Consider the following 15,871-nt stretch of genomic DNA (forward strand, 5'->3'; position numbering starts at 1 on the left):
AAGAACTACCGTGTGGGGCGGGAGCGTACGGCGACGGGAAGGGGGAGCGATGGCAGTGACCAGCGCCGGCCTTCTGCTGTACCGGCTCGACGCCGACGGCGTGCTCGAGGTGTGGATCGTGCACCCGGGCGGGCCGTACTGGGTCGGCAAGGACGAGGCGGCCTGGTCGATCCCCAAGGGGGTCTACGGCGACGACGAAGACCCGTTCGCCGTGGCCTTGCGAGAGTTCGAGGAAGAATGCGGGATGCCCGCGCCCCAGGTGAACTACGAGATGCTCGGGCGGTTCAAGCAGCCCTCCGGCAAGATCGTCACCGTCTACGCCGGTGAGACCGCCGACGATCTGGCCTTCGTCGGCAGCAACACCTTCGACCTGGAGTGGCCGCCGCGGTCCGGAAAGGTGCAGAGCTTTCCCGAGGTGGACGACGCTCGCTGGTTTCCGCCCGCCGTCGCGGCCATCAAGCTCGTGAAGGGGCAACGCCCGATCCTCGCCCGGCTCGGCGAGCGCGTGCACGCTGCCGGCCGGTCGTTCGCGTCCGGTCCGCCGGTGCCCGGTGCAGGAACGGAAGAACCGGGCATATGAGTAAGACCGTGCTCGTCACCGGAGGAGGGCGGGGGCTCGGCCGGGCCACGGCCGAGAAGCTCGCCGCTCGGGGACATCGCGTCCTGCTCACCGCGCGAACCCGCGCTGCCGCGGAGGACGCAACCGAAGCGATACAGCGGACGGATCCCGACGCTCGGGTCGAGCCGCGCTGGGTCGATCTGTCTTCTCTGGAGCAGGTCCGGTTCTTCGGCGTCGCGGAAGCCGAGCGGGGCGAACCGATCGACGTGCTGCTGCATGTCGCCGGCATCCTGCAGACGAGCAAGGAACGCCGGCTCACCGTCGACGGGTACGAGGAGACCCTCGCCGTCAACGTCCTGGCTCCGTTCCTGCTCACCGCCCTGCTCCTGCCCGCACTCGAGCGCAGCCCGTCGGCGCGTGTGGTCACCGTCGGCTCGCGGCTGCACCTGCCCGGCTCCCGCGGAGCGCCGGTGGACTTCGACTTCGCCGACGTCCAGCTCGAGCACGGCTACAACCCCGAGCGGGCATACAAGAATTCCAAGCTGGCGGTGATGTGGTTCACCTACGAGCTCCAGCGCCGCCTCGCCGGGCGGCCGATCACTGCGAACGCCGTGTGTCCCGGTTTCGTGCCCACCACCGCTGCTGCGAGCACCCGCGGTCTGATGCGGCTGTTCATGGCGCACGTGTTGCCGCACATGCCCTTCGCCACGTCCGTCGATGCGGCCACCGATTCGCTGGTGTTCACTGCGGTCGACCCGTCGCTCGACGGGGTGGGCGGAAAGTTCTTCGGCGAGTGTCACGAAATCGACTCCAGCGCGCAGTCCCACGACGTTGCCCAGGCCGGACGTTTCTGGACGATCGCCGAACATCTCACCGGTCTCGCCTGACCTGTCGCGCCGATGGTGGGACGTGGCCGGCCCCGCGAGGACGCGAGATCTCCGTGCAGTGCTTACGGGCGGTGAGTGGAGTGTGATGCGCCTTCGTGGATCTTGTTCGAACCCTGCAGGCGCACCCCGGCCGGAGGCCGGCAGTGTCACAGTGCCCCCGGCAGGACTCGAACCTGCGACCTAGAGATTAGAAGGCTCTTGCTCTATCCAGCTGAGCTACGGAGGCGCGGCCAGAATCTTAACCGTTCGCCGCGGCGGCTCTCACGGGCGGCCCGCGGCGAGGGTCTGCGCCATGAAGTTCAGCGCCTGCGGCCACGACAGGGCGTACGCGTCGGCGTTGACAGGGTTGCCGTGCCGGGCGCGGGTGCTGAAGCCGTGTTCGGCGCCGGGGTAGACGTGCACGATCGTCGCGCCCGAGGTGCGGGACAGCAGCGACCGCTGCAGGTCGGCGAACACGTCGGCCGTCATGATCGTGTCGGCGCCGGCGTGCAGCACCATCACCGGTGCGGCGATGCGCGCGGCGTCGGCGACGGTGTCGTGAGTGTGGTTCGCGGCCGGGACGGCCGGGATCGACGGATGGTAGGCGATCACGTTCGCAAGCCGCTCGTCGCGCGCGCCGGCGAGCAGCGCGAGGCGCCCGCCGAGGCAATAACCGAGCACGCCGACGCGTTCGGCGCCGAGCTCGCCCAGCAGGTGGTCGGTCAGCCCGCGGATCTCGGCGAGCGCGGCATCGTCGTCGAGGCCGTTCATGAGTTCGTAGAGGCGTTCCCTCGGGGTGTCGTCGGCGTTCGGGCCGTGGAACGGATCCCACACCAGCGCGGTGATCCCGGTGGCTGCGATGTCCTCGGCGTACTCGCGCACCTGCGCGCCGATTCCGGTGATCATCGGCAGCACCATGCCCACGCCGCTGCCGTCCCGGGGCGCCGCGAGGTAGCCCTGCAGCGGCCCGACCGCGACGACGGAGGTGCGGATCTCGTTCATTCGGGCAGACGTCCTTCCGGCCGGGTGATTGCGTCCGAATCTATCGGGCGGCGAATCCGCCCGTCGCGCCGCAAGCGCGGGCATACACTCCGTAGGTAGCTGAAATGTGAGGTATGCCACATGCAAGTACCTTCGGCTTTCGAATACGAGCGCGCCACCGGCATCGATCACGCCATCGCACTCCTCGACGAACGCGGCGAGGAAGCCCGGGTCGTCGCGGGCGGGCACAGTCTCCTGCCGATGATGAAACTGCGGCTCGCCGCCCCCGAATGCCTGATCGACATCAACGACCTGGCCGGCGAGCTCGGCTACATCGCCGTCGAGCCCGACGTCGTGCGGATCGGCGCGCTGGCGCGGCACCGCGAACTCCTCGAAAGCGAGGCGCTCGCCGAGATCTTCCCGATCTTCCGCGACGCCGAACGGGTCATCGCCGATCCCGTCGTGCGCAACCGCGGCACGATCGGCGGGTCGCTGTGCCAGGCCGACCCCGCCGAAGACCTGTCCACCGTGTGCGACGTCCTCGACGCCTCGGTCGTGCTGCGCGGTCCGCACGGCAGCCGGACGCTGACGATGGACGAGTTCCATCTCGGCCCCTACGAGACGACCGCCGCCCCCAACGAACTGCTCGTCGAGGTCCGGCTGCCGCGACGGGGCCGCGGGTCGAGCGCCTACGCCAAGGTCGAGCGACGAACGGGGGACTGGGCGATCGCCGCGGCCGGCGCCGCCGTGTGGATGGGCGACGGGGCCATCGACGACGCCCGCGTCGGTCTCACCGCGCTCCGGGCGGACCCGCAGGCTTTGGCCGGCATCTCCGACCGGCTGCGCGGCGCGACGCCGTCCGAGGACCTCTACCACGAGGCCGGCGAACTCGCCGCCGCCGCCAGCGACCCGGTCGCGGACCAGCGCGGCACCGTCGACTACAAACGCCACCTCGCCGCGGAGCTCACGGTGCGCACCCTGCGGCGCGCCGTCGAGCGGCTCACCACCTCCGAAAGGGGTTGACCCGATGCGTGTTTCGATGACCGTCAACGGTGACGAGGTCAGTGCAGAGGTGGAACCGCGGCTGCTGCTCGTCCACTTCCTGCGCGATCACCTCGGCCTGACCGGCACGCACTGGGGCTGCGACACCAGCAATTGCGGCACCTGCGTCGTCGCGGTCGACGGCGAGCCCGTCAAGTCGTGCACCATGCTCGCCGTCATGGCGAGCGGCCACGACGTGCGCACGGTCGAGGGACTCGAGCGCGACGGCGTGCTCGACCCCGTGCAGGAGGGCTTCATGCGCTGCCACGGGCTGCAGTGCGGCTTCTGCACCCCCGGCATGATGATCACCGCCCGGGCACTGCTCGACCGCAACCCGGACCCCGACGAGCAGACCATCCGCGAGGCGATCTCCGGGCAGATCTGCCGCTGCACCGGCTACACCACCATCGTGCGGTCCATCCGCTGGGCCGCCGAGCACCCCGTCACCGAGAAGGCGCCGTCATGACCGCCGTCGACCCCACCCCCGAGCTGCTCGACACCGTCGACAACGACAAGAAGCCGTGCGGTCACGGGCGCATGCTGCGCAAGGAGGACCCGCGTTTCATCCGCGGCCACGGCCGCTTCGTCGACGACGTGCAGCTGCCGGGCATGCTGCACCTGGCGATCCTGCGCTCACCCGTGGCCCACGCGAAGATCCTCGGCATCGACACCACCGCCGCGCAGGCCCACCCGAAGGTGAGGGCCGTCGTCACCGGCGCCGACCTCGCGGACAAGGGCCTGGCATGGATGCCGACCCTGTCCAACGACGTCCAGGCCGTCCTCGCCACCGACAAGGTCCGCTTCCAGGGCCAGGAGGTCGCCTTCGTCGTCGCCGACGACCGCTACTCGGCGCGCGACGCCCTCGAGCTCATCGACGTCGAGTACGACATCCTCGACCCGGTCGTCGACGTCCGTCGCGCGCTCGCGCCCGAGGCGCCCGTGATCCGCACCGACCTCGAGGGCAAGACCGACAATCACTGCTTCGACTGGGAAACGGGGGACGCCGCCGCCACCGAGGCCGCGTTCGCGAAGGCCGACGTGATCGCCCGGCAGGAGATGGTCTATCCCCGCGTGCACCCGGCGCCCATGGAAACCTGTGGCGCCGTGGCCGATTACGACCGCATCAGCGGCAAGCTCACGCTCTGGTCGACCAGTCAGGCGCCGCACGCCCACCGCACCCTCTACGCCCTCGTCGCCGGTCTGCCCGAACACAAGATCCGGGTGATCGCCCCGGACATCGGCGGCGGGTTCGGCAACAAGGTGCCCATCTATCCCGGGTACGTCTGCGCGATCGTCGCCTCGCTCGTGACCGGCAAGCCGGTCAAGTGGATGGAGGACCGCAGCGAGAACCTGGTGAGCACCGGCTTCGCGCGCGACTACGTGATGGTCGGCGAGATCGCCGCGACCCGGGAGGGAAAGATCCTCGCGATCCGCACCCAGGTCCTCGCCGACCACGGCGCGTTCAACGGCACCGCCGCCCCGGTGAAGTACCCGGCCGGGTTCTTCGGGGTGTTCACCGGCAGCTACGACATCGAGGCCGCCTACTGTCACATGACCGCCGTCTACACCAACAAGGCGCCCGGCGGCGTGGCCTACGCGTGCTCGTTCCGCATCACCGAGGCCGTCTACCTCGTCGAGCGGCTCGTGGACTGCCTCGCCTACGACCTCGAGCTGGATCCGGTGCAGCTGCGGCTACGGAATCTGCTTCGCCCCGAACAGTTCCCGTACACCAGCAAGACCGGATGGAAGTACGACTCCGGCGACTACGCAACCACTCTGCGCAAGGCGACGGAGATGGTCGGGTACGAGGAGCTGCGCCGCGAGCAGGCCGAGCGCCGCGCGCGGGGCGAACTGATGGGCATCGGCGTGGCGTTCTTCACCGAGGCCGTCGGTGCCGGCCCGCGCAAGGACATGGACATCCTCGGTCTCGGCATGGCCGACGGCTGCGAGCTGCGCGTGCACCCCACCGGCAAGGCGGTGGTGCGGCTGTCGGTGCAGACCCAGGGCCAGGGCCACGAGACGACGTTCGCGCAGATCGTCGCCGAGGAACTCGGCATCCCACCCGAGGACATCGACGTGGTGCACGGCGACACCGACAACACCCCGTTCGGTCTCGGCACCTACGGCAGCCGGTCCACCCCGGTCTCCGGCGCGGCCGCCGCCCTCGTCGCGCGAAAGGTCCGCGACAAGGCCCGGATCATCGCCTCCGGCATGCTCGAGGTGTCCGTCGCCGACCTCGACTGGACGAAGGGCTACTTTCACGTCAAAGGCGATCCGACCGCGTCGGTGACCATCCAGGACATCGCGATGCGGGCGCACGGCGCCGGCGATCTGCCCGAGGGCGTCGAGGGCGGACTCGAGGCCCAGATCTGCTACAACCCCGAGAACCTCACCTACCCGTACGGGGCGTACTTCTGCGTCGTCGACATCGATCCCGGGACGGCGGAGGTGACGGTGCGCCGGTTCCTCGCCGTCGACGACTGCGGCACCCGCATCAACCCGATGATCATCGAGGGGCAGGTGCACGGCGGGATCGTCGACGGCATCGGCATGGCACTGATGGAGATGATCGAGTTCGACGAGGACGGTAACTGCCTCGGCGGCTCGCTCATGGACTACCTGATCCCCACGGCGATGGAGGTGCCCCACTTCGAGACCGGCTTCACCGTCACCCCGTCGCCGCACCACCCGATCGGCGCGAAGGGCATCGGCGAGTCCGCGACCGTCGGCTCGCCGCCCGCGGTGGTCAACGCCGTCGTCGACGCGCTGCGCCCCTTCGGGGTGCGGCACGCCGACATGCCGCTGACCCCGTCGCGGGTGTGGGAGGCGATGCAGGGCCGGCCCACCCCGCCGATCTGACCGACCGGCCCGAACCAGGGAGAGCCACATGGATCTGACGGTGCGCGCCGCGGAACTGACCCGCCGGCGACGGGCGTTCGTCCGCGCCACGGTGGTGCGCGCCCAGCGGCCGACGTCCGCCCGCGCCGGCGACTGCGCGCTGGTGCTCGACGACGGCACGATCGAGGGCTTCGTCGGCGGCCAGTGCACCGAGACCTCGGTGCGCGACGCCGCGCAGCAGGCCCTGAACACGGGGGAGAGCATCCTGCTGCGGGTCCTGCCCGGCGCGACCCAGACCTTCCCGGACACTCCGGGGGCGACCGTCGCGGTCAACCCGTGCCTGTCCGGCGGCGCGACGGAGATCTTCCTCGAGCCGCAACTGCCCACCCCGATCCTCGTCGTCTCCGGGTCGACGCCGGTGGCCGAGGCCGTCGCGGACATCGCCGCGCGGCTCGACTTCGCCGTCACCCGCCCCGGCCCGGGCGCCGCCCCCGACGCCGACGCCACCGCCGTCGTCGTCGCGAGCCTCGGCGGCGAGGAGGCCGGGATGATCCGGGCCGCCCTCGACGCCGGCATCGGCTACGTCGGCCTCGTCGCCAGCCGGCGGCGCGGCGCCGACGTGCTCGCGCAGGCCGAGGTGCGCCCCGACGAACGGGCCCGCGTGCACACCCCCGCGGGTCTCGACATCGGTGCGCGCACCGCCGCGGAGATCGGGCTGTCGATCGTCGCCGAACTGGTGCAGGCGATCCGCCGCGAGGGCCTCGGTGCGCCCGTCGCGCCGGCCGCGCCGCCGCACACCGCGGTGGACCCCGTGTGCGGGATGACCGTCACCGTCACCGCCGACACCCCGCACCTGACCGACGCCGGCGCGGACGTGTGGTTCTGCTGCCCGGGCTGCCGCCGCACCTACCAGAAGGAACACGCCGCGTGTTCGTGACGGGACCGGCCCCGGGAGCCGGCCGATGAGCGTGTTCGGCGGCGTCGACGATGTCATCCGCCGGTTCGACGACCAGGACTACCTGCTCGACGAGGGCACCGCCACCGCCCTGTATCTCGCGGTGGAGCTCGGTCGGCCGCTGCTGCTCGAGGGCGAGCCCGGCGTCGGCAAGACCACCGCCGCCAAGGCCCTCGCCGCCGCCGTGGGTACCGAGCTGATCCGGCTGCAGTGCTACGAGGGCCTCGCCGCGAGCGAGGCCCTCTACGACTGGAACTACCAGCGGCAACTGCTCGCGATCCGGCTCGCCGAGACCCGGGGTGAGAGCCTGAGCGAGGCCGATCTCTACACCGAGGAGTTCCTGCTCGAGCGGCCGGTGCTGCGCTGCGTGCGGCACCGCGGCCCCACCGCGCCGGTACTGCTCATCGACGAGATCGACCGGGCCGACGACGAGTTCGAGGCGCTGCTGCTCGAGTTCCTCGGCGAGTTCTCCGTCACGATCCCGGAACTGGGCACCCTCACCGCCGTGCGGCCCCCGATCGTCGTGCTCACCTCCAACCGCAGCCGCGACCTGCACGACGCGCTGCGCCGGCGCTGCCTCTACCACTGGATCGACTACCCGGACCGGGACCGCGCCGTCGCGATCCTGCGCCGCACCGTCCCCGCCGCGAACCTCGCGCTCGTCGAATCGGCTGCCGACTTCGTCGCCTCCGTGCGCCGGCTGGACCTGGACAAGGCGCCGGGCATCGCCGAGACCATCGACTGGGTGTCCGCGCTCGTCGCGCTCGGGGTGGGGGATCTGGTCCACCCGGGCGCGGTGGCGACGCTGACCGCGCTCGCCAAGACCCCCGACGACCGGACCACGATCCGTGCCGAGTACGAGGAGTACCGGGCGTGAGCACCGCGCTGCTGCTGCGCGGCGTCGACCTCGCCGCGTTCACCGTGGCGCTCACCGACCGGTTGCGCCGCGCCGGCGTGCCCGTCGCCGCGACCGCCGCCGCGACCTTGGTGCGGGCGCTGCGGCTGTACCCGCCGCGCACCCGCAGCCGGCTGTACTGGACCGCGCGGGTGGCCCTCGTCGATCGGCAGGACGCGCTCGCGGCGTTCGACGCCGTGTTCGCCGAGGTCTTCGACCACCAGGTCCTCGCCGTCGACCCGCACGCCCGCCGCACCGGCCCCGACGGGACGGTCGGTGCCGGCGACGCCGTCGTGCAGGGTGCGGCGCCGAACCCGGCGCCGGCGGCGCCGCAGCCGGGCGTGCCGTGGCACACCCGCAGGCCGCGCCGGTCCGGCGAACCGCCCGAGACGGTCCGGCCCGGGCCGTGGGCCCCGAGCCCCGTCGAGATCCGCGCCGACCAGCCGTTCGCCGACCTGCGGCCCGAGGACCTGCGCACCCTGGGACAGTGGCTCGAGCAGGCCCGGGTGCGCTGGCCGCGGCGCCTCGGCCGCCGCCGCACGCCGCACCACCACGGCCGCCTCGACGTGCGCGCCACCCTCGACGCGTCCCGGCACACCGGGTTCGAACTGGTGCGCCTGCGCCGCGCCCGCCCGATCCGCCGTCCGCGCCGGATCGTGGTGCTGTGCGACGTGAGTCGTTCCATGCACGGCTACGCCGACATCTACCTGCACCTGATGCGGGCCGCGGTGCGCGCCGGCGACGCCGAGGTGTTCGCGTTCTCCACGAGCCTGACCCGGCTCACCGCGACCCTGGCGCACCGCTCCGCCGAGCACGCGGTCGCCCGCGCCAACGACACGGTCGTCGACCGCTACGGCGGCACCCACATCGCCGGCAGCCTCGAGGCGTTGCTCGCCTCCCACCACGGCAACCTGCTGCGCGGCGCCGTCGTGTTCGTCGCCTCCGACGGGTGGGACAGCGACGATCCGCAGGCCCTCGGCCGGGCCGTCGCGCGGGTGCGCCGCCGCGCACACCGGCTGATCTGGCTCAACCCGCGGGCCGGCCGGCCCGGGTACCGTCCCGAGACCGGGCCGATGGCGGCGGCGCTGCCGCACTGCGACGCCCTGCTGGCGGCCGACACCCTCGACGCCCTGCGCGCGGTGTTCGATCTCGACCCGGCCGCCGGCCGGGTGGCGCACGTCTCCGACGGCCCGTCGTAGCGGCGCTCGTCGAGGTCCTACCCTGTTAGGTATGGCATCACCCGAGCTCGCGTCGGCCGCGCCGACGTCCTCGCCGCCGGCCGGGCGGCGCAACACGTCGGCACTGTACGTCCTCCTCGGGCTCGTCGCCGCGGTCGTCGCGCCGATCGTGGTCGGCCTGTCCGCCGCGCAGGCGCTGGTGCTGCTGGGCATCCCCGACCCCGGTCCGCTCACCACCTACGGGCTGCCCGCGGTGCGGGCGATCGCGGAGGTCGCGGCCGTCGCCGCGGTCGGTTCGCTGTTCTTCGCCGCGTTCCTGGTGCCGCCGCAGCGCAGCGGGGTGCTCGACGTGGACGGCTACCGGGCCATGCGCACCGCGGGCGCCGCCGCCCTGATCTGGGCGTTCTGCTCGGCGGTGCTGGTGCCGCTGACCCTGTCCGACACGTCCGGGCAGCCGCTGGCCGAGGCGCTGAAGCCGGAGAACCTGTGGGGTGCGATCGGGCAGATCGACACCGCGCTCGCGTGGGCGTGGACGGCGGCGCTCGCCCTGATCCTGGCGGTGCTGATCCGCGCCGCGGTGCGCTGGTCGTGGGTGCCGTACCTGCTCCTGCTGTCCCTGGTGACGCTGATGCCGCTGGCCCTGACGGGGCACTCGTCGTCGGGCGGATCGCACGACATGGCCACCAACAGCCTGGTGCTGCACCTGGTCGCGGCCGCGGTGTGGGCGGGCGGCCTGTTCGCCCTGCTCGCCCACGGGTGGCGCCGCGGCGCGCACACCGACCTCGCCGCCCGCCGGTTCTCGTTCGTCGCCGGGGTGGCCTTCGCGGTGATGGCCCTGAGCGGCATCGTCAACGCCGCGGTGCGGCTGCCGGCCGACGAGTTGCTCACCAGCACCTACGGCCGGCTGATCGTGGCCAAGGCGCTGGCGCTGATCGCCCTGGGCGTCCTCGGATGGATGCAGCGGCGCCGCGCGCTGCCCGCCCTCGAGGCGAACCCCGACGACCGGGGCGCGCTCGTCCGGTTCGCGGCCGTCGAGGCCGTCATCCTGGCCGCCACCGTCGGACTGGCCGTGGGGCTGGGCCGTACCCCGCCGCCCCCGCCGGCGACGGTGCCGTCGCTGCTCGAGGTGGAGCTGGGCTACAACCTGGACGGCCCCCCGACGGTCGGCACCCTCTTCTTCGGCGCGTGGCGCTTCGACCTGATCTTCGGCACGATCGCCCTGGTTCTCGCGGTCGGCTACGCGATCGGGCTGTGGACGCTGCGCCGGCGCGGCGACAGCTGGCCCGTCGGCCGGTCGATCGCCTGGTTCTCCGGCTGCTTCGTGCTGCTGGTCGCCACGTCGTCGGGCGTGGGCATGTACTCGCCGGCGATGTTCAGCGTGCACATGGGCGCCCACATGGCGATGTCGATGCTGGCGCCCGTGCTGCTCGCCCTCGGCGGGGCGATGACCCTGGCGCTGCGGGCCTTCAAACCGGCGGGCCGCGACGGCTACCCCGGCCCGCGTGAATGGCTCCTGGCGTTCCTGCACAGCCCGCCGTCGCGGTTCTTCACCCATCCGGTCGTCGCGTCGGTGATGTTCGTCGGCGGCTTCTACGCGCTGTACCTGGGCGGGATCTTCGAGGCCAACGCCGACAGTCACGCCGCGCACGTGCTGATGAACCTGCACTTCCTGATGAGCGGCTACCTGTTCTACTGGGTCGTGATCGGCGTGGACCCGTCGCCGCGCGACGTGACGCCGGTGACGAAGCTGGCAATGGTGTTCGGCTCGCTGCCGTTCCACGCGTTCTTCGGTGTGACCCTGATGAGCATGGGCACGGTGATGGCCGAGTCCTACTACCGCGGTCTCGGCCTGGCCTGGAACAGCGACCTGTTCGCCGACCAGAAGGTGGGCGGCAGCATCGCCTGGTCGGCCGGGGAGATCCCGCTGGTGCTGGTGATGCTGGCCCTGCTGGTGCAGTGGTCGCGCAGCGACGAGCGCACCGCGCGACGGGTGGACCGCGCCGCCGAGCGGGACGACGACGCCGATCTCGCCGCCCACAACGCGATGTTCGCCGAGCTGGCGCGGCGGGACCGCGAGGGCCACTAGGGTCGCCGGCGCCGCGCGGTCTCGGTGCGCAGTCGCACGCCGACCGCGGAGAGCAGCGCGACGGCCGCTGCGCCGCCGGCCGCGACGGCGGCCGGGGTGGAGGTGAAGCCGGTGTCGCCGCTGCGGGCCACCGCGATCCACACCAGCCCCCACGCCATGGCCGCGGCGACGGCGAGCCGCCCGTGCCCGGCGACGGCGAGGAGCACCGACACCGCGGCGACCACGACCAGGACGAGCACCGCCCAGGTGTCGGCGCCCAGCGCGAACGGGTCGACCTCCGCGGCGCGCAGCGCCGCCGCGGTGTTCGCGACCGTGGCCACCGCCACCCAGCCCAGGTACAGGAACATGGTGCCGTCCACGACGACGCCCTCGAGGCGGGACGACGGCGCGGTGCGGGTCAGGCCGAGGAAGATCCGGACCAGCACGGCCAGCAGCGCGGCGATGACCGCGACGCTGACCGCGAGCAGTTCGAGCTGCACGACGAGGATCCACGCGGCGTTGAGCAGCATCGACGCGGCGATCCACCAGCCGAGCGCCCGCTGGCGGGGATCGGCGTGGTGCGCGGGCAGCGCCTGCCACACCGCCAGCGCCAGCAGACCCGCGTAGATCACCGACCAGATCGCGAACGCCGGACCGCCTGGCGCCACCGCCGTCGCATCGGCCGAGAGTGCCCCGTCGGCCACCTCGGAGATCGGTGTGCCCACCACGGCCCCGGAACCGAGGAAGGACAGAGCGACCGCGGCGATCGCCGACACGGCGACGCCTGCGACGCGGAGCCGGTCGGAGGAGGTGGCCTGGGGTCGCGTCGAGCTCGCCGGGGAAGTCGTCATCCCCGGAAGATGCCCGGCGTCGCCGTGTCCGAAACGTCCCGTCCGTTCGGGCTCGGCTGTTAACTTGAGCGCCTGGCACCGACGACGGAAGGAGCGCGATGAGGGGTACGGGGTGGCGGCTGCGGGCGCTCGCGTGCATCGGCGCCGTGGCGGCCGGGCTGGTCGTGCCCGCGACGGCCGGCGCGCAGCCCGCGCCCGGCGAGGTGGTCGCGGTCGAGTCACTGCCCGGTGCGCTGTCGGTGCCGGGTGCGGCCACGGCCGAGCGGCTGACCTTCCACACCCAGTGGCGGTCCGGTGCGGAGACCACCGCGTCGGGTGTCCTGTACCTGCCGCCCGGCCAGGCCCCCGCGGGCGGCTGGCCGGTCGTGTCGTGGGCGCACGGCACCGTCGGCATCGGCGACGACTGCGCCCCGTCGCGCAACCCGCGCAGCGACCGCGACCGGTCGTACCTCGGGCACTGGTTGTCCCAGGGCTACGCCGTGGTCGCCTCCGACTATCCCGGCCTGGGCGGCGACGGCCTGCACACGTATCTCGACGGGCCGAGCGCCGCGAACAGCGTCGTCGACGTCGTCCGGGCCGCCCGCGCCGCCGAGCCCTCGCTGTCGAACCGGTGGATCGTGATCGGCCAGTCGCAGGGCGGTCACGCCGCCCTGCACACCGCGCGCCTGGCCACGACGCGGGCGCCGGAACTCGACTTCCGCGGCATGATCGCCACCGGCGCGCCGTCGAACCTCGAGACGGTGTTCCCGTTCGGCGGTCCCGGCTTTCCGGATCTGGGCCTGGACGGCACCACCGTGTTCCTGTCCTACGTCCTGGCCGGCCTGCGGGTCGCGCGGCCCGACCTGGACGTGAACAGCTACCTCACCCCGGTCGGGCGGGACGTCGTCGACGACGCCGAACGGCTCTGCTACGCCGACCTCGGCGACCGCGTCCGCGGCATCGGCGTGGGGGAGATCCTCGCCCGCCCGCTCGGCGACGACCGCATGCGTGCCGCGCTCGCCGACTACATGGGGGTGCCCACCCGCGGCTACGATCGGCCGCTGTTCCTCGGTCAGGGGCTGCGGGATCAGGTCGTGCCGGCGCCGCTGTCGTTCAAGCTCGTCGCCGACCTGTGGTCCGGGGGCACGAACGTCGACTACCGCACCTACCCCAACGGGCATTCCGAGACCATGTTCGACGCCCTGCCGGCCACCACGCCGTTCGCGGCGACATTGCTCGGCAGGTAGAGCAGAGGGGTTGCGCCGTGAGCAGGTGGGGAGTGCGCCGGTCGCTGTGGGCGGCCTGCGCGTCGGTGGCCGTGATGTGCCCGGCCGTCGCGGTCGCCGAACCCGTGCCCGGCGCGGTGATGTCGGTGGAACCGTTGCCGGCCGAACTCTCCGTGCCCGGTGCCGTGGTCGCCGAGCGGCTCACCTACCGGACCCAGTGGCGGTCCGGCGTCGCCGCCGTCGGCACGGGGGTGCTGTTCCTGCCGCCGGGTGAGGCACCCGACGGAGGCTGGCCGGTCGTGTCGTGGGCGCACGGCACCGTCGGCATCGGCGACGACTGTGCGCCGTCGCGCAACCGGCGCATCGAACGGGAGCGGCGGTATCTCGCGCACTGGCTGTCGCAGGGCTACGCGGTGGTGGCCGCCGACTATCCCGGCCTCGGTACCGAGGGCCTGCACACGTATCTCGACGGGCCCACCGCCGCGAACAGCATCGTCGACGTCGTCCGCGCCGCCCGGGCCGCCGAGCCGTCGCTGTCGCAGCGGTGGGTGGTCGTCGGCCAGTCGCAGGGCGGGCACGCGGCGCTGCACACCGCGCGCCGGGCCACGGCGCGCGCGCCGGAGCTCGACTTCCGCGGCGCGGTCGCCACCGGTGCGCCGTCCAACCTCGAGCTGCTGTTCCCGTTCGGGGTGCCCGGCTTCCCCGACCTCGACCTCGACGGGCTCGTCTCGTTCAGCGCCTACATCATGGCCGGGCTGCGGGCGGCACGCCCCGACCTCGACGTGAACAGCTACCTCACGCCCGTCGGACGCGATCTCGTCGACGCCGCCGAGTACCTCTGCTATGGGGATCTCGAGGACCGCGCCGCCGACGTGGATGTGGGGCAGTTGCTGTCCCGGCCGCTGGGCGACGACCGGATGCGGGCCGCGCTCGCCGACTACCTCGGTGTCCCGACCCGCGGTTACGACCGGCCGCTGTTCGTCGGCCAGGGATTGCGGGACCGGATGGTTCCCGCGCCGCTGTCGTTCAAGCTCGTCGCCGACCTGTGGGCCGGTGGCGCCGACGTCGACTACCGCACCTATCCGGACGACCACTTCGCCACCCTCTTCGCCGCGCTCCCGGACACGACACCGTTCGTGGCCGCCCGATTCGTCCGGTAACGCGGGACGGCCGGCGACCGACGTGCGAGGTGGCGCATGCCGACGATCGGCACGCCCCTCGGACGAGCGGAGGACTTCATGGGCCGGAACAGACGGTGGCGACGGGCGCTGGGCGCGATCGGCGCGGTGCTGGCGGGCGTGCTCGCCCCGTCCGTCGCGGCCGCCGACCCCGCGCCGGGCGCGATCGTGTCGGTCGAGCCGCTGCCGGCCGAGATGTCGGTGCCGGGTGCCGCGGTCGCCGAGCGGCTCACCTACCGCACCGAGTGGCGCTCCGGCGCTCCGGCCGTCGGCACCGGCGTGCTGTTCCTCCCGCCGGGGCCGGCCCCGGCGGGCGGCTGGCCGGTGGTGTCCTACGCGCACGGCACCGTCGGCATCGCCGACGGCTGCGCCCCGTCGCGGCACCCGTGGTCCGATCTCGAGCGTCCGTACCTCGAGCATTGGCTCGCCCAGGGCTACGCCGTCGTCGCGGCCGACTATCCGGGCCTGGGCACCGAGGGCGTCCACCCGTATCTCGACGGGCAGAGCGCCGCCAACAGCGTCGTCGACATCGTGCGCGCGGGCCGTGCCGCCGAGCCGTCGCTGTCGCAGCGCTGGGTCGTCGTCGGCCAGTCCCAGGGCGGGCACGCGGCGCTGCACACCGCGCACCGGGCCTCGTCGCGGGCCCCGGAGCTCGACTTCCGCGGCACCGTCACCACCGGGGCGCCGTCCAACCTCGAGCAGCTGTTTCCCATGGGCGGACCCGGATTCCCGGATCCGGGCTTCGAGGGTCTGGTGGCCTTCAGTTCCTACATCTTCGCCGGGCTCCGCGCCGCCCAGCCCGACCTGGACGTGAACAGCTACCTGACCCCGACCGGGCGAAAGTTCGTCGACGCGGCCGAACAGCTCTGCTACAACGAGCTGAACGCGCTCGCCGACGGGGTGCGGGTGGGTGAGCTGGCGGCGCTGCCGCTGTCCGCGGGCCGGTTCCCCGCCGTGTTCGCCGACTACCTCGGCGTCCCGACGAGCGGGTACGACCGGCCGGTGTTCCTCGCCCAGGGCATCCACGACACGATGGTTCCGGCGCCGCTGTCGGCCAAACTCGCAGCCGACCTGCGGGCGGGGGGCGCCGACGCCGACTACCGGGTGTACGTGGCCGGGCACAACACGACCATGACCCGGTCCCTGCCCGACACCACCCCGTTCGTGGCGCGGCTGTTCGGGTCGTAGCCGGCCCGCTCCCGGGTCCCGCCGGGCGGGCCCGGTCGTCCGGGATGTGGGTTCTGCGGGTCCGCCCGATA

At 72.7% G+C, this 15,871-nt stretch carries 14 protein-coding genes and 1 tRNA gene; 12 read left to right on the top strand and 3 right to left on the bottom strand.

Annotation, left to right across the window (positions count from 1 at the left end; all coding sequences use genetic code 11):
• Positions 1-49: 49 nt before the first annotated feature.
• Entirely contained in the window at positions 50-580 is a 531-nt protein-coding gene (locus tag HFP48_RS11255; RefSeq protein WP_029543045.1) for an NUDIX domain-containing protein, read from the top strand.
• Positions 577-1,446 carry an SDR family NAD(P)-dependent oxidoreductase gene (locus HFP48_RS11260; protein WP_006946625.1) on the top strand — a complete coding sequence of 290 codons (870 nt, stop codon included), beginning with the start codon at positions 577-579 and terminating at the stop codon, positions 1,444-1,446. Before HFP48_RS11255 ends, HFP48_RS11260 begins: the two co-directional genes overlap by 4 nt.
• A 152-nt stretch (positions 1,447-1,598) precedes the next feature.
• Here HFP48_RS11260 and HFP48_RS11265 read toward each other — a convergent pair.
• Together HFP48_RS11265 and HFP48_RS11270 are read right to left on the bottom strand one after the other, a co-directional pair.
• Positions 1,599-1,672, bottom strand: a tRNA-Arg gene (locus HFP48_RS11265).
• 35 nt (positions 1,673-1,707) lie between these two features.
• On the bottom strand, positions 1,708-2,427 hold the full coding sequence (locus HFP48_RS11270) for a dienelactone hydrolase family protein (RefSeq protein WP_210432821.1): 720 nt from the start codon (positions 2,425-2,427) through the stop codon (positions 1,708-1,710).
• A 120-nt stretch (positions 2,428-2,547) separates the two neighbouring features.
• Between HFP48_RS11270 and HFP48_RS11275 the strand changes: the two genes are divergently transcribed.
• Genes HFP48_RS11275 through HFP48_RS11305 form a run of 7 tightly spaced genes read left to right on the top strand, consistent with a single transcriptional unit; the run spans position 2,548 to position 11,399 of the window.
• The gene (locus HFP48_RS11275) at positions 2,548-3,429 is read left to right on the top strand and encodes a xanthine dehydrogenase family protein subunit M (protein WP_168579517.1); all 882 of its coding nucleotides are present in this window, start codon (positions 2,548-2,550) and stop codon (positions 3,427-3,429) included.
• Positions 3,430-3,433: 4 nt separating this feature from the next.
• Positions 3,434-3,913: a (2Fe-2S)-binding protein gene (locus tag HFP48_RS11280; protein WP_006946620.1), complete on the top strand. Its 480-nt coding sequence runs from the start codon at positions 3,434-3,436 to the stop codon at positions 3,911-3,913.
• Positions 3,910-6,306, top strand: coding sequence for an aerobic carbon-monoxide dehydrogenase large subunit (locus tag HFP48_RS11285; RefSeq protein ID WP_168579518.1), 2,397 nt, complete (start codon positions 3,910-3,912; stop codon positions 6,304-6,306). Before HFP48_RS11280 ends, HFP48_RS11285 begins: the two co-directional genes overlap by 4 nt.
• Before the next feature lie 28 nt (positions 6,307-6,334).
• Positions 6,335-7,222: an XdhC family protein gene (locus HFP48_RS11290; RefSeq protein ID WP_168579519.1), complete on the top strand. Its 888-nt coding sequence runs from the start codon at positions 6,335-6,337 to the stop codon at positions 7,220-7,222.
• 25 nt (positions 7,223-7,247) lie between these two features.
• Positions 7,248-8,117: a MoxR family ATPase gene (locus HFP48_RS11295; protein ID WP_065922679.1), complete on the top strand. Its 870-nt coding sequence runs from the start codon at positions 7,248-7,250 to the stop codon at positions 8,115-8,117.
• The gene (locus HFP48_RS11300) at positions 8,114-9,334 is read left to right on the top strand and encodes a VWA domain-containing protein (protein WP_072635013.1); all 1,221 of its coding nucleotides are present in this window, start codon (positions 8,114-8,116) and stop codon (positions 9,332-9,334) included. The genes HFP48_RS11295 and HFP48_RS11300 overlap by 4 nt, the downstream gene beginning before the upstream one ends.
• Before the next feature lie 31 nt (positions 9,335-9,365).
• Positions 9,366-11,399, top strand: coding sequence for a cytochrome c oxidase assembly protein (locus HFP48_RS11305; RefSeq protein ID WP_029543056.1), 2,034 nt, complete (start codon positions 9,366-9,368; stop codon positions 11,397-11,399).
• Here HFP48_RS11305 and HFP48_RS11310 read toward each other — a convergent pair.
• A complete protein-coding gene (locus HFP48_RS11310) occupies positions 11,396-12,229 on the bottom strand; it encodes a tryptophan-rich sensory protein (RefSeq protein ID WP_168579520.1) in 834 nt (277 codons plus the stop codon). The two genes, HFP48_RS11305 and HFP48_RS11310, sit on opposite strands and share 4 nt — an antisense overlap.
• Positions 12,230-12,327: 98 nt before the next feature.
• Between HFP48_RS11310 and HFP48_RS11315 the strand changes: the two genes are divergently transcribed.
• The 3 genes from HFP48_RS11315 (at position 12,328) to HFP48_RS11325 (ending at position 15,800) form a co-directional block, all read left to right on the top strand.
• A complete protein-coding gene (locus HFP48_RS11315) occupies positions 12,328-13,455 on the top strand; it encodes a lipase family protein (protein WP_168579521.1) in 1,128 nt (375 codons plus the stop codon).
• Positions 13,456-13,529: 74 nt separating this feature from the next.
• A complete protein-coding gene (locus HFP48_RS11320; RefSeq protein WP_044475560.1) occupies positions 13,530-14,594 on the top strand; it encodes a lipase family protein in 1,065 nt (354 codons plus the stop codon).
• A 78-nt stretch (positions 14,595-14,672) separates the two neighbouring features.
• Positions 14,673-15,800 carry a lipase family protein gene (locus tag HFP48_RS11325; RefSeq protein ID WP_029543063.1) on the top strand — a complete coding sequence of 376 codons (1,128 nt, stop codon included), beginning with the start codon at positions 14,673-14,675 and terminating at the stop codon, positions 15,798-15,800.
• Positions 15,801-15,871: the final 71 nt, after the last annotated feature.

This window comes from Rhodococcus sp. DMU1, from assembly GCF_012272955.1.
Taxonomy (GTDB): domain Bacteria; phylum Actinomycetota; class Actinomycetes; order Mycobacteriales; family Mycobacteriaceae; genus Rhodococcus; species Rhodococcus aetherivorans.

Coding starts and splice junctions, on each gene's coding strand:
- HFP48_RS11255 (WP_029543045.1), top strand. CDS start 50: ATGGCAGTGACCAGCGCCGGCCTTCTGCTGTACCGGCTCGACGCCGAC.
- HFP48_RS11290 (WP_168579519.1), top strand. CDS start 6,335: ATGGATCTGACGGTGCGCGCCGCGGAACTGACCCGCCGGCGACGGGCG.
- HFP48_RS11305 (WP_029543056.1), top strand. CDS start 9,366: ATGGCATCACCCGAGCTCGCGTCGGCCGCGCCGACGTCCTCGCCGCCG.
- HFP48_RS11275 (WP_168579517.1), top strand. CDS start 2,548: ATGCAAGTACCTTCGGCTTTCGAATACGAGCGCGCCACCGGCATCGAT.
- HFP48_RS11320 (WP_044475560.1), top strand. CDS start 13,530: ATGTGCCCGGCCGTCGCGGTCGCCGAACCCGTGCCCGGCGCGGTGATG.
- HFP48_RS11325 (WP_029543063.1), top strand. CDS start 14,673: ATGGGCCGGAACAGACGGTGGCGACGGGCGCTGGGCGCGATCGGCGCG.
- HFP48_RS11280 (WP_006946620.1), top strand. CDS start 3,434: ATGCGTGTTTCGATGACCGTCAACGGTGACGAGGTCAGTGCAGAGGTG.
- HFP48_RS11270 (WP_210432821.1), bottom strand. CDS start 2,427: ATGAACGAGATCCGCACCTCCGTCGTCGCGGTCGGGCCGCTGCAGGGC.
- HFP48_RS11295 (WP_065922679.1), top strand. CDS start 7,248: ATGAGCGTGTTCGGCGGCGTCGACGATGTCATCCGCCGGTTCGACGAC.
- HFP48_RS11285 (WP_168579518.1), top strand. CDS start 3,910: ATGACCGCCGTCGACCCCACCCCCGAGCTGCTCGACACCGTCGACAAC.
- HFP48_RS11310 (WP_168579520.1), bottom strand. CDS start 12,229: ATGACGACTTCCCCGGCGAGCTCGACGCGACCCCAGGCCACCTCCTCC.
- HFP48_RS11315 (WP_168579521.1), top strand. CDS start 12,328: ATGAGGGGTACGGGGTGGCGGCTGCGGGCGCTCGCGTGCATCGGCGCC.
- HFP48_RS11260 (WP_006946625.1), top strand. CDS start 577: ATGAGTAAGACCGTGCTCGTCACCGGAGGAGGGCGGGGGCTCGGCCGG.